This window comes from Microbispora sp. NPDC088329, from assembly GCF_040685655.1.
Taxonomy (GTDB): Bacteria; Actinomycetota; Actinomycetes; order Streptosporangiales; family Streptosporangiaceae; genus Microbispora.
The window spans coordinates 664,279-687,959 of the sequence record NZ_JBFBIP010000001.1; the positions used below are offsets into that span (position 1 = coordinate 664,279).

Annotated in this window: 20 protein-coding genes; 9 read left to right on the forward strand and 11 right to left on the reverse strand. The window is 73.2% G+C overall.

All coding sequences use genetic code 11. From position 1 onward, the window contains the following. The first annotated feature begins 118 nt into the window (after positions 1-118). Positions 119-1,552, forward strand: a complete 1,434-nt coding sequence (locus tag AB0O28_RS03355; RefSeq protein ID WP_363635749.1) for an alkaline phosphatase PhoX — start codon at positions 119-121, stop codon at positions 1,550-1,552. Positions 1,553-1,596: 44 nt separating this feature from the next. Here AB0O28_RS03355 and crcB (AB0O28_RS03360) read toward each other — a convergent pair whose 3' ends face one another. Genes crcB (AB0O28_RS03360) through crcB (AB0O28_RS03370) form a run of 3 tightly spaced genes read right to left on the reverse strand, consistent with a single transcriptional unit; the run spans position 1,597 to position 2,833 of the window. Beyond that, positions 1,597-1,968, reverse strand: a complete 372-nt coding sequence (gene crcB, locus AB0O28_RS03360) for a fluoride efflux transporter CrcB (protein ID WP_363635751.1) — start codon at positions 1,966-1,968, stop codon at positions 1,597-1,599. Continuing rightward, positions 1,965-2,306 (reverse strand): DUF190 domain-containing protein, encoded by a 342-nt coding sequence (locus AB0O28_RS03365; protein WP_363635753.1) that lies wholly within the window; start codon positions 2,304-2,306, stop codon positions 1,965-1,967. Before AB0O28_RS03365 ends, crcB (AB0O28_RS03360) begins: the two co-directional genes overlap by 4 nt. Beyond that, positions 2,303-2,833 carry a fluoride efflux transporter CrcB gene (crcB, locus tag AB0O28_RS03370; protein WP_363635755.1) on the reverse strand — a complete coding sequence of 177 codons (531 nt, stop codon included), beginning with the start codon at positions 2,831-2,833 and terminating at the stop codon, positions 2,303-2,305. The genes AB0O28_RS03365 and crcB (AB0O28_RS03370) overlap by 4 nt, the downstream gene beginning before the upstream one ends. 476 nt (positions 2,834-3,309) lie before the next feature. On the opposite strand from crcB (AB0O28_RS03370), the gene AB0O28_RS03375 reads away from it, so the two are divergent. Together AB0O28_RS03375 and AB0O28_RS03380 are read left to right on the forward strand one after the other, a co-directional pair. Beyond that, the gene (locus AB0O28_RS03375; RefSeq protein ID WP_363635757.1) at positions 3,310-4,539 is read left to right on the forward strand and encodes a hypothetical protein; all 1,230 of its coding nucleotides are present in this window, start codon (positions 3,310-3,312) and stop codon (positions 4,537-4,539) included. Positions 4,540-4,577: 38 nt separating this feature from the next. Then, entirely contained in the window at positions 4,578-6,383 is a 1,806-nt protein-coding gene (locus AB0O28_RS03380; protein ID WP_363635759.1) for a BTAD domain-containing putative transcriptional regulator, read from the forward strand. Here AB0O28_RS03380 and AB0O28_RS03385 read toward each other — a convergent pair. From AB0O28_RS03385 to AB0O28_RS03410, 6 genes are all read right to left on the reverse strand, one after another. Then, positions 6,330-7,697 (reverse strand): MFS transporter, encoded by a 1,368-nt coding sequence (locus AB0O28_RS03385; protein WP_363635761.1) that lies wholly within the window; start codon positions 7,695-7,697, stop codon positions 6,330-6,332. The genes AB0O28_RS03380 and AB0O28_RS03385 overlap by 54 nt on opposite strands. Positions 7,698-7,839: 142 nt before the next feature. Further along, complete coding sequence (locus tag AB0O28_RS03390) at positions 7,840-9,048, reverse strand: cytochrome P450 (protein WP_363635763.1); 1,209 nt, start codon at positions 9,046-9,048, stop codon at positions 7,840-7,842. Next, positions 9,045-10,346 (reverse strand): hypothetical protein, encoded by a 1,302-nt coding sequence (locus AB0O28_RS03395; RefSeq protein ID WP_363635765.1) that lies wholly within the window; start codon positions 10,344-10,346, stop codon positions 9,045-9,047. The genes AB0O28_RS03390 and AB0O28_RS03395 overlap by 4 nt, the downstream gene beginning before the upstream one ends. Then, positions 10,343-12,556, reverse strand: coding sequence for a prolyl oligopeptidase family serine peptidase (locus AB0O28_RS03400; RefSeq protein ID WP_363635767.1), 2,214 nt, complete (start codon positions 12,554-12,556; stop codon positions 10,343-10,345). The genes AB0O28_RS03395 and AB0O28_RS03400 overlap by 4 nt, the downstream gene beginning before the upstream one ends. Continuing rightward, on the reverse strand, positions 12,553-13,758 hold the full coding sequence (locus AB0O28_RS03405; protein WP_363635769.1) for a radical SAM protein: 1,206 nt from the start codon (positions 13,756-13,758) through the stop codon (positions 12,553-12,555). Before AB0O28_RS03405 ends, AB0O28_RS03400 begins: the two co-directional genes overlap by 4 nt. 86 nt (positions 13,759-13,844) lie before the next feature. After that, entirely contained in the window at positions 13,845-13,976 is a 132-nt protein-coding gene (locus tag AB0O28_RS03410; RefSeq protein ID WP_363635771.1) for a hypothetical protein, read from the reverse strand. Positions 13,977-14,149: 173 nt separating this feature from the next. On the opposite strand from AB0O28_RS03410, the gene AB0O28_RS03415 reads away from it, so the two are divergent. From AB0O28_RS03415 to AB0O28_RS03440, 6 genes are all read left to right on the forward strand, one after another. Beyond that, a complete protein-coding gene (locus tag AB0O28_RS03415) occupies positions 14,150-14,362 on the forward strand; it encodes an aroma-sacti cluster domain-containing protein (RefSeq protein WP_363635773.1) in 213 nt (70 codons plus the stop codon). Further along, the gene (locus AB0O28_RS03420; RefSeq protein WP_363635775.1) at positions 14,359-17,433 is read left to right on the forward strand and encodes an AAA family ATPase; all 3,075 of its coding nucleotides are present in this window, start codon (positions 14,359-14,361) and stop codon (positions 17,431-17,433) included. The genes AB0O28_RS03415 and AB0O28_RS03420 overlap by 4 nt, the downstream gene beginning before the upstream one ends. Further along, positions 17,430-18,329, forward strand: a complete 900-nt coding sequence (locus AB0O28_RS03425) for a S8 family serine peptidase (protein ID WP_363635777.1) — start codon at positions 17,430-17,432, stop codon at positions 18,327-18,329. Before AB0O28_RS03420 ends, AB0O28_RS03425 begins: the two co-directional genes overlap by 4 nt. After that, entirely contained in the window at positions 18,316-18,936 is a 621-nt protein-coding gene (locus AB0O28_RS03430) for a GAF domain-containing protein (RefSeq protein ID WP_363635779.1), read from the forward strand. Before AB0O28_RS03425 ends, AB0O28_RS03430 begins: the two co-directional genes overlap by 14 nt. A 150-nt stretch (positions 18,937-19,086) precedes the next feature. Then, positions 19,087-20,817 (forward strand): tryptophan halogenase family protein, encoded by a 1,731-nt coding sequence (locus AB0O28_RS03435; RefSeq protein WP_363635781.1) that lies wholly within the window; start codon positions 19,087-19,089, stop codon positions 20,815-20,817. 115 nt (positions 20,818-20,932) lie between these two features. Continuing rightward, the gene (locus tag AB0O28_RS03440; protein ID WP_363635783.1) at positions 20,933-21,217 is read left to right on the forward strand and encodes a DUF1540 domain-containing protein; all 285 of its coding nucleotides are present in this window, start codon (positions 20,933-20,935) and stop codon (positions 21,215-21,217) included. On the opposite strand, the gene AB0O28_RS03445 is transcribed toward AB0O28_RS03440, so the two are convergent. Continuing rightward, a complete protein-coding gene (locus AB0O28_RS03445; protein WP_363635785.1) occupies positions 21,198-23,030 on the reverse strand; it encodes an IucA/IucC family siderophore biosynthesis protein in 1,833 nt (610 codons plus the stop codon). The two genes, AB0O28_RS03440 and AB0O28_RS03445, sit on opposite strands and share 20 nt — an antisense overlap. Beyond that, positions 23,027-23,647, reverse strand: a complete 621-nt coding sequence (locus AB0O28_RS03450) for a GNAT family N-acetyltransferase (protein ID WP_363635787.1) — start codon at positions 23,645-23,647, stop codon at positions 23,027-23,029. The genes AB0O28_RS03445 and AB0O28_RS03450 overlap by 4 nt, the downstream gene beginning before the upstream one ends. Positions 23,648-23,681 lie beyond the last annotated feature (34 nt).

Sequence of the window (23,681 nt, forward strand, 5' to 3'; positions counted from 1 at the left end):
ATATGCCTTTCTGAGATCGTCGCGACGTGTTCACCCTCGCGTCCGTTTTCAGGAAGGAGGGGTTCACAGCGGAGGAATGGGATCACAGGGCCTGCCGAAAGCACCGAAAGGTACGCCTGTGAGTTCCTCCCTCTCCCGCCGCGATCTCATCCGCTCGGCCGCCGCCGGCGGTCTCGGCATCGCCATCGCCGGCAGCATCGAGGCGATCGCCGGTCCCGCCGCCGCCCGAGCGGCCCAGGCGGGGGCCGGAAAGACGATCGGGTACGGCCCGGTCGTCGCCGACCCCGCCGGTCTGCTGGCCCTGCCGAAGGGCTTCTCCTACACGATCGTCGCCCAGGCCGGGAAGACCGTGCTGGAGTCGGGCGAGCCGACCCCCAGCGACGCCGACGGCACCGGCTGTTTCCGCGGCCGCGACGGCTGGGTGCTGGTGAACAACCACGAGATCGGCGGCGGCGAGCCGTACGGCGTGCCCGCCCTGCCGGGCCTCACCTACGACCCCGGCGCGAGGGGCGGCACGACGACCATCGAGGTCGACAGGAACGGCAACCGCGTCCGCGAATACGTCAGCGTGGCCGGCACGCACAACAACTGCGCTGGCGGCATCACGCCGTGGGACACCTGGCTGACCTGCGAGGAGACCGAGCAGCGGGCCGGCGGCGCGTACCAGAAGGACCACGGGTACGTCTTCGAGGTGGACCCGTTCGACCGCGAGGCCAACAAGGACCCGGTGCCGCTGAAGTTCCTCGGCCGCTACTCGCACGAGGCCGTCGCGGTCAACCCGCGCAACTCGGAGATCTACCTGACCGAGGACGCGAGCGGCCCGAACGGCCTGTACTTCCGCTGGACCCCGCCCCACGGCTTCCGCGGCCGCAAGGGCGCGCTGCGCGCGCTGGCCCTCGGCCCCGGCGGCGACACCGCGGGGAAGCTGCAGGCCATGCGGTGCCGCAAGGGCAACAGGCACATCGCCGACCTGTCCGAGGCGACCCAGCCGGGCACCCGCTACAAGGTCGAGTGGGTCGACGTGCCGGACCGGGACGCCAAGACCACCTCGGTGCGCAAGCAGTTCGCCGACGACCAGGTCACCCGCAGCCGCAAGCTCGAGGGCGCCTGGTGGGGCGACGGCGGCGCGTACTTCGTCGCCAGCTTCGCGCGGCACGACGACGGCAGCGTAAACGAGCACGACGGCCAGGTCTGGTTCTACGACCCCGAGTCGGAGACCGTCACGCTGAAGACCATCTTCGGCGTCAACCCCGACCCGGAGCAGGACACGAACTACGACGGGCCGGACAACATCACCGTCTCGCCGTACGGCGGCGTCATCCTGGCCGAGGACGGCGAGGGACTGTCGCATTTGGTCGGCGTGACCGACAAGGGCGCTCCCTACCCGATGGCGCGCAACGAGCTCAACGACAGCGAGTTCACCGGCCCGACGTTCAGCGACGACGGCCGCATCCTGTTCGCCAACATCCAGAGCCCCGGCTACGTCTTCGCGATCACTGGCCCCTGGACCCAGAAGCACGACGACCACGGCCACGGGCACGGGCACCACTGACCCCGCCGCGCCACCGGCGAGCCCTCCGGCTCGCCGGTGGCGCCTCAGGCGAGGAGGGCGGCCAGGGCGAATCCGGCGGCGGCGGCGAGAACGCCGAGGACCAGGCTGCCGAGCGCGTTGAGGCAGGCCTCCAGGACCGAGCCCTCCTCCAGCAGCCGTACGGTCTCGAAACCGAACGTGCTGAACGTCGTGAGCGCGCCGCAGAAGCCGGTGCCGAGCAGGGTGAGCGTCTCGGCGGGCAGCCCGAGGCCGTCCCGCGCGCCGAGCAGCAGCCCGAGCACGAGCGACCCGGCCAGGTTGACCGACAGCGTGCCCCAGGGGAACACGCTGTCGTGCAGGCGCTGGACCAGCCGGTCGGCCAGGTAGCGGGCGGGCGCGCCGACCACGCCGCCGAGGAACACCAGCAGGAGGATCACCGCTCCTCACGCCCCACATAGCGGTGGACCTCCACGGGATCGACGATCACCAGGCCCTCGGTCACCAGTTCGTCCAGCTCCGCCAGGAACGCGCTGATCTTCTCCGGGACGTCCACGATGACGACGGCGACGGGCAGGTCCTCGCTGAGCGACAGCAGGCGGCTCGTGTGAATGCGGGAGGAGGCGCCGAAGCCCTCGATGCCCCGGAACACGCTCGCCCCGGCCAGGCCCATCGTGCGCGCCCGGTGCACGATCTCGGTGTACAGAGGCCGGTGCCGATACTGGTCGCTCTCCCCTATCAGGATCGTCAGTCGTTGCGCCGGGCTGTGCGGTCTCATGCGTCCCTCCTCCCGCGACGCCGTACGGGGAGGCCCGCCAGGGCGCGGGCGAGGACGATGCCGCACCAGACCGCGACCAGCCCGGCGGCCAGGCTGACCGCGGCGTACACGCCGGCCATCGGCCACGCGCCGCGCGACGCCCTGTCCACGATCTCCGCCGCGAAAGTGGAGAACGTCGTGTAACCGCCGAGGAAGCCGACCCCGAGGAACGGGCGCACGTAGCGGCGCGGCGGCCAGACGTCGAGGACGAAGACCATGAGGGCCCCCAGCGCGAGGCAGCCGGTGACGTTGGCGAGGAACGTCCCCCAGGGAAATCCGGTGGGGGTCGCGGGGAACGCCCGGCCGACGAGATATCGGGCGACGCTCCCGGCCCCGCCGCCGAGGGCGATCATCGCGAGCACGTCCCACGTGCGCCGGCGGGCAGGAGTCGCCGGACGGCGGGAGGCGTCTCGTTCGTAACGGAGGTCCGTGTCCGGGTCGACCGGCAGGTCCGCCTCTTCCTGTTCGCCGCGTACGCGCCGGCTCACGCCGTCCTCCTCACCACGCATCCGGCCCTGTCTCCCGGTCTTGTCTCCCGGCCTGTCCCGCAGGGCCGGGCGACGGTCGAGGGGAGCGGCTTCCGCACGAGCGCATCCCAGTTTACGTACGGGCTCGAAACGGCCGCCGGCCACGGTGGTCACAGCGGCCGGTGATTCATGAAGGGCGGTGGCGCGCCCCAATTCGGGAATTGCTGCCGACCGCAAATTGGGCGTCTTCACGCAACAGCAGACAGGGCTTCCGACACCTCTCGCTTTCCGGACACGAATCGCGTTGACCTGGACAAATATCGGTTCATACATATCCCCATAAACCTAGCGATTGCGTATATCTGGCTCTATTGACAACAAACCGGGGCCGCCGTTGACTGATGCATTATGTGCATGGTCGCGATGAAGATACCGGCGGAGGCATCGCCGGGGCGAAATGTCGGATTCGGACCGCGCACAACCGCGGTCACGCCTTGGTGAGCGCCATCGGCGTCCCGGGACCGGCCCGGCCCGGCCGATCGCGCCGCTCGCACCTCACCGTCGACCTACGCGGATCGCCGGGCTCGGTGTCGTGGCGGCTCCCGGAGACCGGGCCGGCCGCGGACGCCACGCCCTGCGTCGTGCTGGCCGACCGCGCGGGCTGCGCCGAGTTCGCCGTTCTCCAGGACACCCTGCACCGGCTCGGCGTGCCGAGCGTACGGATCGACGCCGAGAGCGTGGCCTCGCTGCGGCTGTCCACCACGACGGTCCCCGGCTTCACGGCGGACAGCACCGCGGCGGAGCACGGCGGGGCCCTCGGAGGCGGGGCCCTCGGAGGCAGGGTCCTCGGAGGCAGGGTCCTCGGAGGCGGGGCGTGCGGTGTGCTCGACCTGGACGGGCGCCGCATCGTTCCGACCGTCGTCTGGGCCCGTCACTTCTCCCCCCGGACCATGCCCGCGGCGGCGGCTCCCGCGCGGACCCTCCTGCGGGCCGAGTCCTGGCACGCGTTCGTCAGCCAGCTCTGCTCGCTCGCGCCGGCGAGCCTGCCCGGCGGCCGGCCGGGCCGCCTGGAGCAGCTCGCGGACGCGGCGGCGGCCGGGATCAGCGTCCCCAGAACGGTGGTCACCACCGACCCGGCGGCGGCCGCCGCCGAAATACCGGGCGGCAGGGTCGTGATCAAGGTCGTCGGGGAGCACTTCGTCGAGACCGCGCCCGGGCTCCTGACCGGGGTGCTCCCCGAGATCGCGTCCCGTGCGGAGGCCCTGCGCCGGCCCGTCCTCGACTACCCGGTCATCGTGCAGGAATACGTCGAGCACGACGCCGAGCTGCGGGTCTACCACGTCGCCGGCGCCGTCCACGCCTACGCCGTCGGCAAGCGCGCCCCCGATTCGCCCTGGCGGGAGGAGGCAGAGGTGACGGTCACGCCGGTCGCCACCCCACCCGCGGCCGCCGACGCCGTACGCATGCTCGCGAGCCTGTGGGGGCTGACCTACGGCGCCTTCGACCTGCTGCTCAGCGACGGCGAGGTGGTGTTCCTGGAGGTCAACGCCGACGGCGACTGGCGCTGGTTCGAGGCCAAGGCCGGAGGTCTCGCGGTCTCCACGGCCGCGGCTCTCGCGACAAGGACGCTCCACCTGGAGGCCATCGGGAACGCCGGGCCGCCATCGCCGCTCGAACTCGTCGATTTCCTCCTGTTGGGCACTCGCGCACGCGGCTCCTGCCGGTGACCGAGGCCGCAACGGAGACCCGGACCAAGGGAAGCGCCATGGGTGACGTGATCTCGCCGCGACTGCACTGTTCGATACTCGGCCCGCTGGAGGTCCGCGTGGCGGGCGGCAGGGCCGTCATCGGCGCACCGAAACAGCGGCTCCTCCTGGCGATACTGCTGTGCCACGCGAACGCGGTCATCCCGTCGGACCAGTTGATCGACTCGCTTTGGGGCGAGACCCCGCCGCGTACGGCACGAAAGAACCTGCAGGTCTACATGTCGGCGCTCCGCAAGATCGTGGGCGACCGGATCAGCTTCCAGGGATGGGGCTACCGCATGCGCGCCGACCGCGAGGAGCTCGACCTGCTGCGCTTCCTGGAACTGGGCAGGTCGGGACGCGCCGCCGTCCGGAGCGGAGACCTCGCCGCCGCTGCCGCCTCGCTGAGCGACGCCGTCCACCTGTGGCGGGATCGGCCACTGGAGGAGTTCTGCCATGTCCCGCTCGTGTCCGCGGAGGTGCGCCGCTTCACCGAGCTCTTCCTGTCGACCTTCGAGGACTGGGTCGAGCTGGAGATCGAGCTGGGCCACCACGTCGAGGCCCTGGGCCCCCTCGACCTCGTGGCCGGACGGTATCCCGCCCGCGAGCGCGTCGCCGCGGCCAGGATGATCGCACTGTCGCGATGCGGCCGCGCCGCCGAGGCGTTGGCTCACTTCGAGAGCCTGCGCCGCCATCTCGCCGCCGAGATGGGAATCGATCCCAGCCCCGTGATCAGGCAGCTCTACCAGACCATCCTCCGCGGTGACGGGCCTTCGCCGGCGCGGCCTCCCGCCCCGGCCGGCGGCGCCCGCCCCCGGCCCGTACGCGCCCTGGCGAACCGGCTGCCCCGCGACATCGACGATTTCGTGGGCCGCGAGGCGGAGGTGCGGCGCGTCCTGGACGAGCCCGTGCCCGTCACCGTGATCACGGGCGGGCTCGGCACCGGCAAGACCGCCCTCGCCGTGCACGTCGCGCACATGCTGGCCTCCCGCTACCCGGACGGCGCCGTGGTGATCCCGCTGCGGCGCCACGGCGCCCCCAGGCCGGCCGCGGACATCCAGCGGGAGATCCTTCAGGCCGTGGGGCTGGAGGTCCCGGGGGTGTGCGAGGACGACGTGCTGGCCTCCGTCTGGCGGTCCTGGCTCGCCGACCGGAAGGTGCTGCTGGTCCTTGACGACGCGCCCGACGAGTCGAACGTACGCCTGCTGCTGCCCGGCACCTCGGCGAGCAGAGTCCTGGTGACGAGCCGGAGCAGGCTCAGCGGTCTGGAGTCGGTGGCGCGCGTCGGGCTGGAGGACCTGTCCACGAGTGAGGGCGTCGAGTTCCTGAGCCTGCTGATCGGCCGTGACCGGGTGTCGGGTGACCTGCCCACGGTGATGCGGGTCTTCCGGCGGTACGGGCTGTCGCCCCTGGCCCTGCGCCTGCTCGGCGGAAGGCTGGCCGGCCTGTGGCACCTGCCGCTCGGCCTGCTGGCCGAACGGCTGGAACGGGCCCAGAGCGTGCTGGACGAGTTCGTCGCCGGGGACGTGTCGCTGCGCGGGCGCTTCGAGGAGTTCTACGCCCACCCCTCGTGGCCGCATCGCACCGCGTTCCGCGCCCTCGGCGCGCTCGACGGGCCGGTCTTCGGCCACGACGAGCTCGTCGCGGCGCTGGACGGCACCGAAGGGCCGGGCGAGCGGGTCATCGAGCTTCTGCTGGAGGCGGGCGTCCTGTCGATCGCGCCGGTCGGGACCGATGCCGAGGTGGTCGCCCACTCCTTGACGTACACGATGTCACCGCTCGCCCACCGGTTCGCGACCGAGCTCCGGGGAGACCGGCGCCGCTGAGGGCGCGGAACCGTCCGCCCCGCGCTCGCCCGCATCGGTACGCGTGACGCCCGACTCCGCGGCCGTGGAGTCGGGCACGTCGAGGCCGCGCAGCGCCGGGCTGATCGAGGCCAGCGCGCACCCCACCGCGAGCGCGCCGCCCACGGCCACCAGCGCGTCCGCGCCACCGACGTACTCCGCCAGCAGGCCGCCGAGCAGCGGCCCGACCGGGGTCAGGCCCATGCTGGCCACGGTGAACAGGGAGACCAACCGGCCCATCATCGCGTCCGGCACGAGCCTGGCGACCAGGACGCGCAGGACCACGTTGAGCGCCGGCACCGCGACCATCGCGAGGAAGAGCGGGACCACCGGCCAGTAAGGCCCGAACGGCAGGGCGGTCGCGCAGACGGCCAGCGCGAAGAACCCGACCACGGCCAGCATGAGCTTCCCCGGCGGCAGCAGGCGCCCGATCCTGGCCGACAGGGCCGCGCCCAGCAGGCCGCCGAGGCCCAGCCCGGCCAGCACGACGCCGGTCGCGGCGGGGTCGCCGCCGCGTGCCTCCACCATGACGATGACGGGCAGCAGCAGCGCGTTCGCGACGAGGTTGGCCACGAGGGAGAACGCCAGCCCGGCACGCAGGGCGCGCTGCCGCCACAGCCAGCCCGCCGCCTCCATGACGTCCGCCCGTATCCCGGTCTCGCGCCGTTCCGCCGCCTCCGCCGGGCGCCGCGGCACCCGCGCGAGCACCACGCAGACCAGCGAGATCAGGTAGCTGAGCGCGTCGACGGCGAAGGGGAAGGCCCGGCCCAGGCCGAACAGGAAACCGCCGAGCGGCGGCCCGGCGAGGGAGGCCGCGTGCCCGCGCGCCTCCTCCTGGGCGTACGCCTGGGGAAGCTGCTCGGGAGCCACGACGGCGCGGATCGCGGCGGCCCTGGCGGGGCTGAAGAAGGAGTCGGCCGCGCCGTTCACCACCGCGACCGCCACGATCTCCCACAGCGCCACCCGGCCGGCCAGGATGGCGATGGTGAGCGCGGCCAGGGTGAGGAACCGCACCGCCTCCGCGGCGATCACGATCCGGCGCCGGTCCCACCGGTCCACCCACGCCCCGGCGGGCAGGGAGATCAGCAGGTTCGTGGTGATCCGGCAGGCGCTGACCAGCCCGGCCAGCGCGGCCGAGCCGGTGACGGCCAGGATCAGCAGAGGGAAGGCCACCCAGGTGAGCGTCGTCCCCAGCTCCGATGCCGACGCGCCGATCCAGAGCATCTGGAACCGGAAGTTACGGCGCAGCGGCGGCAGCTCGCCACGCCTGCTGATTGGCTCGCTCCGCTCGCTCATGCCACCCCCTCGTCTGAGCGAAACGCACCGCACCTACTGATTCGCTCGCTCATGTGCCACCTTCGGTCGATCAGGTGCTCCGAGCGTCCCAACCGGCGGTTGTCGTGCAGTAGGGACGCGGTATGGGCCCGGTATGCGGCCCTCAGCGCTTCGGGCGTACGGGCAGCTCGGCCAGACCCCTGTTGAGGTGGTTGCCGCGCCAGTCCAGCCGATCGAGCGGCACCGCGGGGGTGATGCGGGGGAAGCGGGTCAGGATCGCGTGCAGCGCCACGGTGAGCTCCAGCCGGGCCAGCGCGGACCCCAGGCAGAAGTGCGTCCCCAGGCCGAACGTCAGGTGCCGCGCGGCCGAGGCGCGGCCGAGGTCGAGCGCGTCCGGATCGGCGTGCCGTACGGGGTCCCGGTTGGCCGCGGCGATCGACAGCAGGACCCGGCCGCCCGCGGGGATGACCGTGCCGCCGACGGGCACGTCCCGCGAGGCCGTCCGCATCGTGCCGAAGGGCCCCGGGGTCTGGAAGCGCAGCAGTTCCTCCACGGCCCGCGGCAACGCGCCCGGGTCCGCCCGCAGAGCGGCGAGCGCCTCGGGGCGGGCGAGCAGCGCGGCCATCGACATGCCGATCATCTGGGCGGTGCTCTCGTAACCGGCGAGCAGCAGCGTCGCGCAGAGCGAGACCACCTCGTCCCGGCTGACAGGACCGCCGGGCTCCCACGCCGAGACGATGGCGGAGACCACGTCGTCACCATGGTCGCCGCCGTGGTCGCCGCCGGGGCTCGCCCGCCGCCGCTCCACCCGCTCGTGGAAGTAGGCGTCGAGCCGGTCGAGGTTCGACCTGGCCGTGGCCCGGTCGCGCACCGGCCGGGCGAAGACCGACTCGGCACACGCGTACAGCCACGGCCGGTCGGCCTGGGGAACGCCGAGAAGCGCGCACATCGCCCGGAAGGAGAAGGCGTGCGCGAACCGCATGAGGTCGGCCGGGTCGTCCCGCGCGACGGCGTCGAGCAGCCCGGCGGCGGCCGCCTCGACGACCGGCCGGTACCGCTCGACGCGCACCGGTGTGAGCCACGGCGCGGCCAGGCGGCGCAGCCGGGTGTGGTGCGGCGGGTCGTGCCCCACCAGCGTGACGTCCAGCGCCCGGCGCGTCGGCGGGTAGGGGCCGGTCCGCCCGCCCCGCATCGACAGGCGGGGATCCAGGAACGCCTCCCGGACGTCCTCGTCACGGGTGACCAGCCACACCGGTCTGCCCGCGGGCGTCGTCACCCGGGCCACCGGGCAGCTCTCGCGGAACGGCGCGAGACGCGAGTAGGGATCTGCGGGGAATCCGGGGCCGAACGGCGTCGGCGGGACCGTCGTCACGTGTGCGCCTCCATCCGCTCCGCGTCGCGGAACCTCTCGCCGTGCGTCCCATGTCCGATTCCCTGCCGGGTCCGCTGTCCGGTCTCGGTGCCGATCTCGGGGCCGGTTCGGTGTCCGGCCCCGGAGCCGCCGGACCGCCCTGTGGCCATGGGGGACGCCGCCGCGATCACGTGATCGGCGGCCGCGACCGCGCCGTCGCCCCGGCACAGCGCGGCGCCCAGCCGCCGTGCGCGCTCGGGCAGCGGGCCGTCGAGGGCCGCCGCCAGCGCCGCGGCGCCCGAGCCCGGCGAGCCGCCGCCGGAGAACCGGACCGCCACCCCGGCCCGTACGCACGCCTCCGCCAGCAGCGGCTGCTCCGACCCGGCGGGTGCGACGGCGAGTGGCCTGCCGTGGCGCAGCGCGGTCAGCACTGGAGACGTGGTGCCGTTCGTGAGCACCAGCGCGGCCCGCTCGACCAGCGGGCCCATCCAGGGGTGGCGGACCACGAGGACGTCCGCTCCGGCGGCGGGGCTCGGGTCACCGCTGCGTCCCTGCTCGACCACCGCCTGGAAGGGCCCCTCGGTGAACGCCTCGTTCAGCGCCGGCCACAGGCTTCGCCCGCCGAACTGCCGCCCCAGATGCACGTAGACGACCGGTTTTCCCACCCGGGCCAGATGGTGATCGATCCGGTCCACCTCGCCGGGATCCGCCGCCGGCTCCCACGAGCACGGCCCGGCGTGCCACACCCCCTCGGGCAGCGCGGCGCCGGGGTACTCCAGCGCGGGATGCCCGCGCAGCAGCAGGCCGGAGCCGATGAGCGGGCGGTCGGGCCGCCGGTCGCGGCGCGGCGGGAGGCCGATCCGCTCGCGCAGCTCCCGGTAGTGACGCAGTAGCTCCCGCAGCCGCCACTCGCGCAGCACCACACGCTGCGGTTCCCCCTCGCCCCCTGAGGCGTACGGCCACAGATGGGCGGCGAAGCCGAGCACCACGACCGGCAGGCCGAGCGCCTCGCCCGCGAGCAACGCGCCGTGCCCGAGGACCGAGGTGACCAGCACGCCGGCCCGGAACTCGCGGGCGGCGTGCCGCACCGCCCGGAACTGCGCCTCGCCGCCGTGGGTCCAGCGGCCCACGGAGAAGCCGCCCGCCCCGTCGTACTCGGCCGCGTCCAGCGCCCCCAGCCCCGCGGCACGCGCCGTGGGCACGACGCCCGACCGGCCGAGGACGAGCACGCGGTGGCCCCGGCGGCGCAGTTCCCGCCCCACCGCCAGGGCAGGGTAGAGGTAGCCGGGGTCGCTGAACGAGCACAGCAGAACGTTCACGCCGGCGGCTCCAGGCCCAGGTGGGCCGAGAAGAAGGCGATCACGTCGGCGAGCAGCGCCGCCTTGCGCGACGCCGCCCTGGCGCCGTGGCCCACGTCGCGTTCCAGCCGGTACAGCACCGGCCCCGGCCCGGCCGAGGCGTGCTGGAGCATCGCGCACATCTTGCGCGAGTGGCACGGGTCCACCCTCGTGTCCGCGTCCGCCACCGCGAACAGCACGGGCGGATACCGCACCCCCGGCCGGACCGCGTGGTAGGGCGAGTAGGCGAGCAGGGCACGGAACTCGTCGGGGTCCCGTACGCTGCCGTACTCGGCCCGCCAGCTCGGCCCCATGCCGAGGCGCTCGTAGGCGAGCATGTCCAGCAGCGGCGCGACGCAGACGACGGCGGCGTACTTCTCCGGGTGCTGGGTGAGCGCGGCGCCGGCCAGCAGCCCGCCGTTCGACTCGCCCATGACGCCCAGCAGGCCGGGGCTGGTCCAGCCCCGCGCGAACAGGTGGTCGGCGGCGGCGTCGAAGTCGTCGAAGACCCGCTGCTTGCGCACTCCCGTCCCCGCCTGGTGCCACTCCTCGCCCTCCTCGCCGCCCCCGCGCAGGCAGGCGACGGCGAAGACGCCGCCCGAGCGCACCCAGGCCAGGGCGTGCGGCATGTATCCGGGGGACATCGGCACGCCGAATCCGCCGTACCCGGTGAGGATCGCCGGGCGCGGCCGGCCGGGCTCCCCGTGCGGCGACGTGGCGGGGGACAGGACGAACATGCGGACCGGCGTCCCGTCGTGGGAGGTGAAGGTCACATGACTCGTGGTCACGGCGGGGCGCGGCACGGACGGGTCCGGCCACTCCGCCCCGGTGGCGCCCGTACGGGCGTCGTAGCGGAGCACGACCGGCGGAGTGGCGTGGTCGCAGTAGGTGAACCACGCCTCGTGGCCCGCCTCGGCCCGCACCGAGAACGGGCCGGCCTCCCCGTTCCCCGGCAGGGGCACGCTCCCCAGTTCGCGGCCGTCCGCGAGGTCGTGCACGGTGATCTCGGACACCGCGTGCCGGGTCCAGCGCACCAGGGCGAGCGGGCGCGGCAGTTCCGGGCCGGTCAGCGGCACGAAGTCCGCGAGCACGGCGTCCGGCCGCCCGGCGACGAGGGTCCGCCACGTCGCGGGGCCGGGATCGGCGGCGGTCGTCACGACGACGCGTCCCCGCGACGCCTCGTGGCCGGTGTGCAGCCACAGCGGGTCGTCCGGCCCGGTCGCGGGGGCGATCCGCAGGGCGCCGCGGGCGGGCGTGCCCACCTGTACGGGCCTCAGCGCGGGGCGCTCTAGCGGGCCGCCGGACAGGTCCGCGAGCCACACCTCGGTGGCCGGATCGGTGCCGACCGTCGCGGTCACGGTCAGCCAGCGGCCGTCCGGGGTGGCGGCGACGGTGTAGAAGGAGGTCTTCTCCCTGCCGTCGCCGAAGACCACGACGTCCTCGGCGGAATCCGACCCGACGCGGTGGAGGTACACGCGGCGGTGGTACCGCTCCTCGCCGGGGTTCAGCTCCGGCGGCAGCCGCCGTACGTAGTAGAACGCCCGGCCGCCGGGCAGCCAGGCGACCGGCGACCGGCGCATCCGGTCGGTCGGCCCGTCCACCACCGCTCCGGTGGCCACGTCGAGCACGCGGAGGAGCGACTCCTCGGTGCCGCCGGTGGACAGCTGGTAGGCGACGAGGTCGCCTTCGACCGAAGGGTGCCACGCCTCCAGGACGGTGCGGCCGCCCGGGTCGATGGCCGCCGGGCTGACCAGCGCGCGGACCGCTCCGGCCTCCGACACCCACAGTGTGGGCTGCTCCTCGCCCGGCTCCCTTCTGAGGAAGAAGACCCGGCGCCCGCGCGGGCGGGGCGGGGACGACAGCGGCACCCCGCTGAGGCGGACGAGTTCCGCGTGCCAGGCCGGGAGGTGACGCCAGCCGTCCCGCTCGCGGCGGAACAACGCCTCCTGGGCCGCGATCCACGCGAGGGTCCGCTCGTCGCCGGGGTCCTCCAGCACGCGATAGGGATCGGCGACGCGCGTGCCGTGGAACTCCTCGGCCGCGTCCGAGCGCGGCGCGTCCGGATAACGGGCCGCGGTGCCCGCCGCCTCACGGCCCCCGGCCTCGTGTCCCGCCCGCCCGGTCGCGTACGTGCCCGGGAGGGCCGGCTGGGCCGCGTGCCGGGCCGGGCTCGGCGGTGGTCCCTGGCTCACGTCGCGCCGGACCCGAGCCGGCCGGTCGCGCTGAGGTAGTCGAGCAGGGCCGCGTCCACGCTGTCGTGGAACCTCGTCAGCTCGGACAGGTCGTCGTCGTACCGGTAGGACTCCTCGCAGGAGATCCACCTGCCCGCGGTCCTGTCGGGCGGCAGGTAGCCGTCCCGGACCGTGCCGACCCGCCATTCCGGCTTCCCCGCGGTCTCCCAGCAACTCGACAGCGTGCCGTCCGCGTTCACCACCGCGCCGTACCTGCCGTCGCGGTACGAGCACGCCTGGCAGGGGGCGTGCGCACGGGGGCGGGGCACCGTGAAGCCGAGGTCCAGCGCGCGGCGCTGCCAGCGGATGAAGCGGGCCGCCATGTCGTCGGAGAAGGCCAGGTCGTTGCCGTAGCCCACCCCCACGTCGCCGACGCGGGCGAAATAGAGGGAGCAGCGGGAGGGGTCGAGGTCCCGGCCGAGCCGCTCGACCAGCGCGTCGATCCCCTCATGGTTGTGGTGGGAGACGTTGACGCGGATGCCGCACCTGATCGGCGTGGCCGCCGTCATGGCGGCCATGGCGGCGACGACGTCGTCGAAGGTGCCGCCACCCGTCCGCCGCACGCGGATGCGGTCGTGGTCGGGCCGGTCGCCGTCGAACGTCACCTGCACGTCCCGCAGGCCGAGATCGGCCAGCCGCCGGGCGAGCGGGACGGTCATCAGCGTCCCGTTGGAGGTCATGCTCGCCCAGCGCAGCCCGAGACCGCCGGCCCGTTCCAGCAGTTCCACGCACGCGCGGGGGTTCAGCAACGGCTCGCCGCCGAAGAGCATGAGCACCAGGCCGTCCAGGCCCGCCTCCGCCTGACGACGGCGGGTGAACTCGAGGATCGCACCGATGGTGCCGGACGTGAGCCGTGAGGAGGCGATCCTCGGCGGCCGGCTCCCGCCGGTGACGTCCTGCTCGGTGTTCTGGAAGCAGTAGGCGCAGCCGAGGTTGCAGTTGGTGCTGGTCAGCACCGTCAACGAGTAGCTGCGGTAGGCGGGCGGGGCGAACAGCCCCCGCTCACGCAGGGCGCGTTCGGCCTGGGGGCGCAGTTCGCGCTCCGGCGTGAGGTGAGCAGGCTTCAGGCGGGCTATTCCTCCGGGGCCCAGAAACCACCAGCCGCGCTCCCCGCCGATCACGCGCGGCCGCGCCTCGGGTCCCCGGTGCTGACCTTTGTTCATCGGATCTCCGCGTCCAGACGAGGGCAGTGCCGGAGGTTCCCGGTCTCCGCCCGGTGACCGGGGGAGACCGGGAACCGCGGCGTGTCTCAGGAGAGGGACTTCTCCTGGTGCACACCGCACCAGGGGGTCTCCTCGCCCTCGTCGTCCTCGGAGTGGGCGACGACCTCGGGGGCCTCGGCGTCCTCGGGCTCGGGCAGGTTCTCGTTCTCTTCGGTCATGGCGACGCTCCTCGTGGTGTCGTGGCCAGTGCGATCCCACACGCTAGGAGCGGCCAGTTCAGGGTCAGTATGGCGACGGCATGGCGTCGCCATACTGACCCTGAACCCTCCGTCCCTACCGTTGGCGGCGTACCACAGAGGCCGGCAGGTCCCGCACGACCAGGAGGTGGCCGATGAACAGTCCCGAGGTGCAGAGCGGGCCCGCGCGGTTCGACCCGCTGACGGCCCTGCGTGAGGCGGGCCATCCGGTGGACCTGCTCAACGAGCGGCAGCGGCAGGTGTTCGCCGAGCTGAGCAGGCCGGAGGTCGAGCTGCTCAACTCGATCAAGACCCGTCTGGACGCGGCGGCCGGCGAGGTCGAGGGACAGGAGCTCAAGCTCGTATGAGCGCAGGGGCGGCCCGCCCTGCGCGCCGGAACGTGGTCGTCGTCTTCATCGACCTGGTCGGTTCGACGGAGCTCGCCGAACGGCTCGATCCCGAGCTCCTGCGGGACGTCCTCGACCGGTACTACCAGGCGTGCACCTCCGGCATCAGCGAGCACGGCGGCGTGGTGGAGAAGTACATCGGGGATGCGATCATGGCCGCCTTCGGCATCCCCGCCGGCCGCGAGGACGACGCGCTCCGGGCGGTCCGCGCCGCGCACACCGCGCTGCTGCGCGTGCGGGAGCTGAGCGAGGGCCTGGCCCCGACGCACGGCATCAGGCTCGACGTGCACTGCGGCGTCAGCGCCGGGGAGGCGGTGGTCATCGCGACTCCGGGAGCGGACCTGCGGGTCATCGGCGACACCGTCAACACGGCCGCCCGCCTGCAGTCGGCCGCGGGCGTCGGCGAGATCCTCGTCGGCGACGAGGTCGCCCGCATGGTCCGCACCCAGGCGCGGCTGGAACCAGTGCCGCCGCTCACGCTGAAGGGCAAGAGCAACCCAGTCCGGGCCTGGCGGGTGACCTCGCTGGAGCCGGACCCCGCCCACGACGACGGCCAGATCCCGCTCGTCGGCCGCGCGGCGGAGTTCGGACGGCTCCGCGCGGCGTACCGCGAGACGGTGCGGGACCACCGATGCCGCATGGTGACCGTGCTCGGCGTGCCGGGCATCGGCAAGTCCCGGCTCGTGCGCGACTTCGTCCAGGAGCTGCCCGCCGAGGTCACCGTGCTCACCGGCCGGTGCCGTTCGTACGGCACCGGGATCACCTACAGCCCCATCGTGGAGATGGTCGAGTCTCTCGGCGACGACTCGCCGGACGTCCTGCCGGCGCTGGAGGCGGCGAGCGGCGCCACCCTGCGCGGCCTGGTGACCGCCGACGCCTCGCGGGCGCCGCGCGACGGGGAGAACGCGGGTGTCGAGGAGATCTCGCGGGCGGTGCGCGCGCTGTTCGAGGGGCTGGCCCGGCGCGGGACCCTGGTAGCGGTGTGGGAGGACCTGCACTGGGCCGAACCGACCCTGCTCGACCTGATCGACGACCTCGCGACGTGGCTCGTCGACGTGCCCGTCCTGGTCGTACGGGTGGCCCGGCCCGAGTTGCTGGAGGCGCGGCCCGCCTGGGCGGACGACGCGGACCGCGCCGTCGCGTTCGAGCTGGGGGCGCTCGACGCCGCGCAGATGGAACGGCTGGTCGCCGAGCTGGCCGCCAACCGGCTGCCGGAGGCCGAGGTGGTCACCCACGACATGGCCGCCGGCCCGGCCCTGTGCCGGCGGGTCGCGGAGAGCTCCGACGGCAACCCGCTGTTCGCCGAACTGCTGCTGGAGACGCTGGCCGAGGGGGGAGAGGACGCCCCGCTGCCGCCCACCATCCAGGCGTTGCTCGGCGCCCGCCTGGACCGGCTCGACGAGGGGGAGCGCGACGTGCTCGAACGCGCCGCGACGATCGGCCACGTCTTCACGCGCGACCAGCTCGGCGTCCTGTGTGCGGCCGAGCCGCAGGCCCGGCTCGACGTGGACGAGCTGCTCGGGCGACTGATCCGCACGCGCATGATCCGCCGGGGGGAGGCGCAGGGGTCGTTCCGCTTCGCGCAGACGCTGACCCGGGACACGGTCTACGCCATGACCCGCAAGGACCTGCGGGCCACCTGGCACCTGGCCCTCGCCGACCGGATCTTCGGCCGGGCCGCCGCGTCCCCCTCCGCCTCGTCCCCCTCCACGGAGGAGTGCTCGCACGGCGACCTCGCCCACCATCTGGAGACCGCCTGCCTGCTCAAACGCGAGGTGCGGCCGGACGACCCGCTGCTGCCTTCGCTCACCGAGCGGGCCGCCCGCGCCCTCGTCGGCGAGGGCACGCAGGCGCTGCACCGCAAGGACCTGCCCGCCGCCATCGCCCTGCTGGAGCGGGGACGCGACCTGCTGCCGGCCGGGCACGCCGATCACCGGCCGCTGGCCGTGCGCATCTGTGACGCCGGGCTGGCCCACGGCGAGGCCGACCGGCCGTACGCCGCACTGGACGTGGCCGAGCGGATGCTGCCGGACGACCGGCGGGGCCGGCTCACCTGCGCCATCCAGCGGGAGACGCTCGCGGTGCGTTTCGGCACCCGCCCCGCCTCGGCCGAGCCGTTCCGGGACCTGCTGGCCGCCGACCCCGGCGACGACCTCGGCTGGTGCCGTTTCCATCATCTGGAGGCGCTGGTACGCATCGGCGAGGGCCGGTTCGGGGCGGCCGAGGCGGCACTGCGCGACGCTCTCGCCCGGGCCCGCTCCCTCGGCGACACGTATGAGGAGAACCGCCTCCTCAGCGGGCTCTGCGAGCTGGCGCAGTGGTCCCCCACGCCGCTGGCCGAAGGGCTGAGCCTGTGCGCCGGGCTGTCGGCCAGGTTCGGCGCCGACCGGGCGATGCTCGCGCCCGTCCTGGTCACCGAGGCGCGGCTGCTGGCGCTGGCCGGCCACGTCGCCCGTGCCAGAGCCGTCCTCGACACCGCCGACCGGCACGCCGGCGACCTTCACCTCGGCCTCGCGGCGACCGCGGTGCTCCAGGTGCGCGGGCTGGTGGAATCCCTCGTCGACCGGCACGACGCGGCGGAGACGTTGTTCCGCCGGGCGGCGGCGGACCTCCGCCGGGTGGGGCAGTCCGAGCCGGCCAGGACGCTGGAGCTCTACGCGGCGCGCGAGCTGCTCCGGCAGGGCCATCACTCCGAGGCCGCGCGGGAGCTCGACCGGCTGCGGGCCGAGGACGGACGGCTGCAGGCCCGCGGCGAGCTGATCCTCGCCGCGCTGGGCGCCCGGCTCGCGTCCCTCGACGGCGACCACGGCACGGCGGATGCCCTCGCCGCCCGCGCGGAGGAGTTGCTCACCCGCACCGACGACCCCTGCCTGCGGGGGGACGTGCTGGCCGACCTCGCCCAGGTGCACCGCGCGGCCGGGCGTACCGGCCCGGCGGCCCGGGCCGCGGCCCGCGCGCTGCACGGCTACGCGGCCAAGGGAGCGGAGCTGCCCGCCCGGCGAGTACGCCAGTGGATCGAGGAGGAGAAGTGACCGTGACGCAGCCCCCCTGGCGCCGGGAGCGGCGTGAGCAGTTTCCCGGCGTGCCGGCCTGGAGTCTGGCGACCTCCCGGCTGGCCCCGGAGGAGTTCGGCGTGATCCGCCTGGAGGAGGTCACCAGGGAGTGGGCATGGGGTGCTGACAGCGCGGGCGATGACGGAGCGGGCCGCGCCGACGGAGCGGGCGTGCGCGTCTGCGTGCTCGACACCGGCGTGGACGCCCGTCATCCGCGGGTCCGGGGGCTGGAGCGTTCGCTGGTGGTCGCCGAGGATCTGACGGTCGTCGACTGCGACCCGGCCGACCCCGCGGGACACGGGACCGCCTGCGCCGGGGTGATCCGCTCGATCGCCCCGGCCGTCTCGCTGACCTCGGTGCGCGTGCTGACCGACGGGCGCTCCGGCAGCGGCGCCGCCCTCCTGGCCGGTCTGCGCTGGGCCGTCGACGAGGGGTTCGACCTCGTCAACCTCAGCCTGTCCACCACCAGGAGCGAGTTCCTGCCCGCGCTGCACGATCTGACCGACCGCGCCTACTTCCGGCGCTGCCTGCTGGTGGCCTCGGCCCACAACATGCCGGTCCTCAGCTTCCCCTGGACGTTCTCCTCGGTCATCTCGGTCGCCAGTCACGACGAACCCGATCCGATGACCTATTACTACAATCCCGCGCCGCCGGCCGAGTTCCTCGCACGCGGCGTCCGGGTTCCGGTGGCCTGGCCCGGAGGCAGGGAGATCCGGAGCACCGGGAACAGTTTCGCCACGCCGCACATCACCGGGATCTGCGCGCTCATCCTGAGCAGGCACCCGTGGCTGACCCCCTTCCAGCTCAAGTCCGTGCTCTACCTGACCGCCAGCAACGTCGTCGTATCCGAAGGAGACGCGCATGTCCGTGCATGAACGGCGCTCCGACAGCGAAATCACCGAGCGCAGGCTCCTGCAGTCCACCGTCGAGGTCGCCCGGCACGTCTTCGCCTCGGCCGCGGCGTCGGTCTTCCTGGTGGACCAGGAGACGGGCGAGCTGGTCTTCGAGGCGGTGTCGGGCGAGGGAGAGCAGCACCTCGTCGGGACGCGCTTCCCCCCGGGCACGGGCATCGCGGGCTGGGTCGCGGCCAGCGGCCAGCCGATGATCGCCGACGAGGTGGCCGCGGTGCCGCAGTTCGCCCACGACGCCGCCGAGTCCACGGGCTACGTCCCCCGCAGCATCATGGCGGCGCCGGTCATCCGGCAGGAGAGCTGCATCGGTGTGCTCGAGGTGCTCGACAGATCCGCCAGCTGGCGTGGGGAGCTCGCCGACGTCGACCTCCTCGCGCTGCTCGCCACCCAGGCCGCGTACGGTCTGGAGCTCCTGCTGCGGCTGCGGCGGGCCGAGGCGGCGCTTCCCGCCGCCGGCGGCGACGACGTCCACGTGCTGCTGCAGCGCATCTCCGACCGGGTGCCGCGAGGCGGTGGGGCCGCCGATCCGACCGCGCTGAAGCTTCTCGCCGTGGCCGAGGAACTGCTGTGAGTGCACTGCTGTGAGTGTTCCTGGGCCGGCGGCGTCGCCGCGCGGGTCCCGGCTCGCTCAATCGGATCCATACCGCCGCTGAACCGAATCCGAACTCCCGGAACCTAACGTGCCAACCAACCCACCCCGACGGCGATTTGGAGCCCTGCCATGGCGAGGAGTCCCCGCGACGCCGGCAGCACGCTGACCGAGATGCTGGAGGGGCTGACCGCCCCGATGAGCGAGGACGAGGGGGCGCTGGTCCGCGGCTGGCTGAGCCGGCCGGACGGGACCGCGAACCGTGCGCTCACCGTGGGCGGGGAACGGGCGGCCACGGCCTTCACCCGCCCGCGTGACGACGACCCCCGCGCGGTGCGCACGGTGGGAGTCATCGGCGGGGGCACCGCCGGCTACCTCACCGCGCTCGCCCTGCGGGCGAAGCGGCCCTGGCTGGAGGTCACCCTGGTCGAGTCGTCCACGGTGCCGATCATCGGTGTGGGCGAGGCCACGGTTCCGCTGATGGTGACCTTCCTCCACCACTACCTCGGCATCGATCCGGTGGAGCTCTATCGCGAGGTCCGGCCGACGTGGAAGCTGGGCATCAAGTTCGAGTGGGGTCCCAATCCCGGCGGCTTCATGGCGCCCTTCGACTGGGCCGCCAACTCCGTCGGCGTGCTCGGTTCCCTGGCCGAGCAGGGGAACATCGACGCCTTCACTCTGCAGTCGCTGTTCATGAAAGCGGACCGCACGCCGGTGTTCGGGCCGGACGACGCGCCGATCTCGCTCATGAAGTATCTGGCGTTCGCCTACCACCTCGACAACGAGCGGTTCGTGCGGTTCCTCACGTCGCTGGCCCGGGCCCGGGGGGTCGGGCACGTCGACGCCAAGATCGCCGAAGCTGTGCCGGGCGGGCCCGAGTGGGTCGACCACCTGCTCACCACCGACGGCCGCCGTCTGTCCTTCGACTTCTACGTCGACTGCTCCGGCTTCCGCTCGCTGCTGCTCGGCAAGGCCATGGAGACGCCCTTCCACAGCTACGCCGACAGCCTGTTCACCGACTCGGCGGTGACCGGCAACACCGAGCACGGCGGGCATCTCAAGCCGTACACGACCGCGACCACGATGGACGCGGGCTGGTGCTGGACCATTCCCACCAGGGAGAGCGACCACCACGGCTACGTCTACTCCTCGGCCGCGATGAGCGACGAGGACGCCGCCGCCGAGCTGGCCCGCCGGTTCCCGGGGATCACCCCGCCCCGGCAGGTGCGGTTCAGGGTCGGACGGCACGACCTCGCGTGGCGGGGCAACACGATGGCGATCGGCAACTCCTACGGCTTCGTCGAGCCCCTGGAGTCCAGCGGGCTGCTGATGATCACGCAGGGCATTCTGGCGCTGGTGACCTCCCTGCCGGCCTCGTGGTCGGATCCGGTGGGCCGGGACGTGGTGAACGCCGTCCTCGGCAAGAAATGGGACGAGATCAGGTGGTTCCTATCGGTCCACTACCGTTTCAACACCCGGCTCGACACGCCCTTCTGGCGGGAGGCGCGTAGCCGTACGGACGTGTCGGGCCTGCGGCCTCTGCTCGACGTGTACGCCGCGGGCGCGCCGCTGCGCATGCGCGACACGCTGACGCGCAGATACCTCGAGCTCACCGCCCCGACGTTCTACGGGCTGGAGGGCATCGACTGCGTCCTGCTCGGGCAGGGGGTGCCCACCCGGCTGCTGCCCTCCTCCGAGCCCATCGAGCGGTGGCGGGCGCGCAAGGCGGCGGCCGACGTGCTCGTGGCGCGGTCGCTGCCGCAGCGGGAGGCGCTGGCGTTGTTCGACGCCGAGCCGCGGCTCCACGAGGAGCTGCTGAAGGACCGGGACAGCTGGCTGACGCGGTCGGCCGCCACGCTCTGATCCCTCCCCCTGGCGTGCCTTGCCCGAGTCTGGGACCGCCGCGGAGATTGCACACCTGGTCCGCGGCGGTATGAGCCAGGGCGAAAGCCACGATCGTCAGGGGGGACGACCGCTCATGGAGATGCCCGTAGTCAACCGGTGCGAGGCCACCTCGTGTGCGTACAACCGCGAGGGCATGTGCCACGCCACCGCGATCACGGTCGGGGACGCGTCGCACGCGCACTGCGACACGTTCTTCACCGCGCCCACCCGCGGCGGCGACCAGGAGACGGTGGGCCGGGTGGGCGCCTGCAAGATGTCCGACTGCCGGCACAACGTGCAGCTGGAATGTCAGGCGCCCGGCATCGACATCGGTTACTCCCTGGACGAGGCCGACTGCCTCACGTACGCGCCCGCCTAGCGCCTCCGCCCTCAGGACGAACCGGGGCGAAGCGGGCGATGGGGTTGACCAGGTCACCGGCCATCTGCAGCGCGGCCGAGGGGTCGGTCAGGTCCACCATCTGCCGGTTGTTCCGCAGTTGCAGGCGGTTGAGGCACGACAGGGCGAACGCGCCGGCGAACAGGTCGTAGCGCCGGAACCGGTCCGCCAGGTGCGGGACCGACCCCTGGTAGGCCGCCGCGCACTCGGCGACGGTCCGCCAGAAGGCGTCCTCGTCCAGCACGCCCTCCGTGGCCAGCACGGCGTTGAGGAAGCGCAGGAAGCAGTCGAAGACGTCGGTGAAGATCGACAGCAGCCGGTGCTCCTCGGGCACCTCGGCGCGGATCCGCCGGACCTCGGGCGGCAGGTCCGCGTCCGGATCCATCACAACGATCTCCTCGGCGATGTCCTTGAAGATCACCCGTTCCACCGCGCCGCCGTTCAGGACCAGGATGACGTTCTCACCGTGTGGCATGAACGCCAGGTCGTACGCGTAGAAGGCGTGCAGCAGCGGGACGAGGTAGGCGTCGAGGTAGCGCCGCAGCCACACCTCGGGGGCGAGGCCCGACTGCTCGATCAGGGCCGCCGCGAACGACCGTCCCTCTTCGTCGATGTGCAGCAGGGAGGCCATCGTGGCCAGTCGCCGGCCCGGCTCCAGCCCCGCGACCGGGCTCTCCCGCCACAGGGCCGCGAGCATCTTGCGGTACGGCGAGTGACGGTCGGTGGCCGCCTCGTACCGGCGGTTGCGGTAGCCGACGGCCGCCCGCTCACGGATGATCGTCAGGCGGGTCGCGCGGAGGACCTCGTCGTTCCCGATCAGGTCGGCGAGCCAGTCGTTGATCGCCGGGGTGCCCTCCATGTAGGCCGCGGACAGGCCCCGCATGAAGCCCATGTTCAGCACCGACAGAGCCGTCTTGACATAGTGCTTCGACGGCGCGCTCGCGTTGAAGAACGTGCGCACCGACTGCTGGGCGAGGTGCTCGTCGTCGCCGGGGCCCAGGCAGACCAGCCGCCGCTCGGCGACCTCCGCCGCGAACGTCACCGAGATCCTGTTCCACCACTGCCAGGGGTGCACCGGCACGAGCAGGTAGTCGGCCATGTCGAGCCCCAGGCCGGCGAGCGTGCCCGCGAAGCGGGCCAGCACCTCCTCGCCGAGCTCGCCGCGCATCAGCCGTTCGTAGTCGATGTCGCGTGAGCAGGTGAACGTCGTGTGGTCGCGATGAGCGGCCAGCCAGATCAGCCGTACGGGCGCGGCGGCCTCGGGAGCGTAGTTGTGGTGGTCGTCGATCCCGTAGCCGATGCGGCCGCTGTTGGCCACGAAGCACGGGTGGCCCTCGGTCATGGCGGCCTCGATCTCCTGGAAGCCCTCCTTCGCCAGCTCGGCCGCGCCGACCGGGGGCCGGCTCAGCTTGTACGCGAGGCTCGCGAGCGTGGAGGTGATCTCCTCCAGGTAGACCGGGAGGATCTCCTCGCGCAGCCCGAGCGGGCCGCGCATCTCGGTGACGAACTCCAGCGCGTCGAGCGGCAGGGGCTCGCCGGAGGGCCCGTGGCGGCTGACCTCGCCGATATGCCAGTGATCGAGGGACATCACGGTCGCGGTGAAGCGATACTCCACGTGATCGCCGCGCACGGCGAAACGGCCGTCGCCGAGCGGGCGCGGGGTGAGCAGCCGCTCGTGGGCGAACTCGGCGAGCGCCTTGCGCACCAGCCGCCGGTTGGCCTTCTCCCAGGTGGCGGGGGTGAGATGGGAGACAGCCTCCGCGACATCGCCCGGAGCGTTCCCGTGGCGGCTCATTCCCGCGCTCCCTTCCCGGCCGCGCCTCCGGCCGCACCGAAGACGGCGTTACCGGCGGCGCCGGTCGCCGCGAGGAACCGCTCCCGGGTGCAGACGCTCAGCAGGGCGTCCTTCTCCGGCTTGGCGATCGTGCCGACGACCTCGAAGCCGACGGCGGCGTTGAGCGCGTGCACCGCCGTGTTGCGCACGTCGGGCTCGACCACCACCCGCCGGGTCGCGGGATCGGCGAACAGCAGCTCCATGACGGTCGTGATCACGGCCAGGGAGAAGCCGTGCACGGGGGTGACGGCGGGCGCGCACAGGAAGTGCATGCCCACGTCGCCCTCCTCGGCGTCGTAGAGCCCCGCCAGCTCGACTTCGGCGGGGTCGTAGCGCTCGGCCAGGAAGGACGGACGCCCGTTCACCAGCCCGAGGAACGCGTCGCGATGCGGGTGTTCGACGATCTCGCGGTACTCCTTCTCCACGTCGGCCACGCCGGCGTCCTGCATCATCCAGAACACCGCCTTGGGGTGGGTGACCCAGGCGTGCACCGTCTCAGCGTCGGCCTCCGGGTCGAGGCGGCGTGCGGCGAGCTCGCCGACCCTGTCGTCGGTGCGGCGGAACACGATGTCACTCATGCCACCTCCTCGCCTAGCGGCTCGGAGCCGCATG

What these genes read in the sequence shown, in the direction of transcription:
- AB0O28_RS03365 (WP_363635753.1), bottom strand. Translation starts at nt 2,306, where the DNA reads ATGAGACCGCACAGCCCGGCGCAACGACTGACGATCCTGATAGGGGAG.
- AB0O28_RS03380 (WP_363635759.1), top strand. Translation starts at nt 4,578, where the DNA reads ATGGGTGACGTGATCTCGCCGCGACTGCACTGTTCGATACTCGGCCCG.
- AB0O28_RS03385 (WP_363635761.1), bottom strand. Translation starts at nt 7,697, where the DNA reads ATGAGCGAGCGGAGCGAGCCAATCAGCAGGCGTGGCGAGCTGCCGCCG.
- AB0O28_RS03405 (WP_363635769.1), bottom strand. Translation starts at nt 13,758, where the DNA reads ATGAACAAAGGTCAGCACCGGGGACCCGAGGCGCGGCCGCGCGTGATC.
- AB0O28_RS03410 (WP_363635771.1), bottom strand. Translation starts at nt 13,976, where the DNA reads ATGACCGAAGAGAACGAGAACCTGCCCGAGCCCGAGGACGCCGAGGCC.
- AB0O28_RS03415 (WP_363635773.1), top strand. Translation starts at nt 14,150, where the DNA reads ATGAACAGTCCCGAGGTGCAGAGCGGGCCCGCGCGGTTCGACCCGCTG.
- AB0O28_RS03420 (WP_363635775.1), top strand. Translation starts at nt 14,359, where the DNA reads ATGAGCGCAGGGGCGGCCCGCCCTGCGCGCCGGAACGTGGTCGTCGTC.
- AB0O28_RS03430 (WP_363635779.1), top strand. Translation starts at nt 18,316, where the DNA reads ATGTCCGTGCATGAACGGCGCTCCGACAGCGAAATCACCGAGCGCAGG.
- AB0O28_RS03435 (WP_363635781.1), top strand. Translation starts at nt 19,087, where the DNA reads ATGGCGAGGAGTCCCCGCGACGCCGGCAGCACGCTGACCGAGATGCTG.
- AB0O28_RS03440 (WP_363635783.1), top strand. Translation starts at nt 20,933, where the DNA reads ATGGAGATGCCCGTAGTCAACCGGTGCGAGGCCACCTCGTGTGCGTAC.
- AB0O28_RS03445 (WP_363635785.1), bottom strand. Translation starts at nt 23,030, where the DNA reads ATGAGCCGCCACGGGAACGCTCCGGGCGATGTCGCGGAGGCTGTCTCC.
- AB0O28_RS03450 (WP_363635787.1), bottom strand. Translation starts at nt 23,647, where the DNA reads ATGAGTGACATCGTGTTCCGCCGCACCGACGACAGGGTCGGCGAGCTC.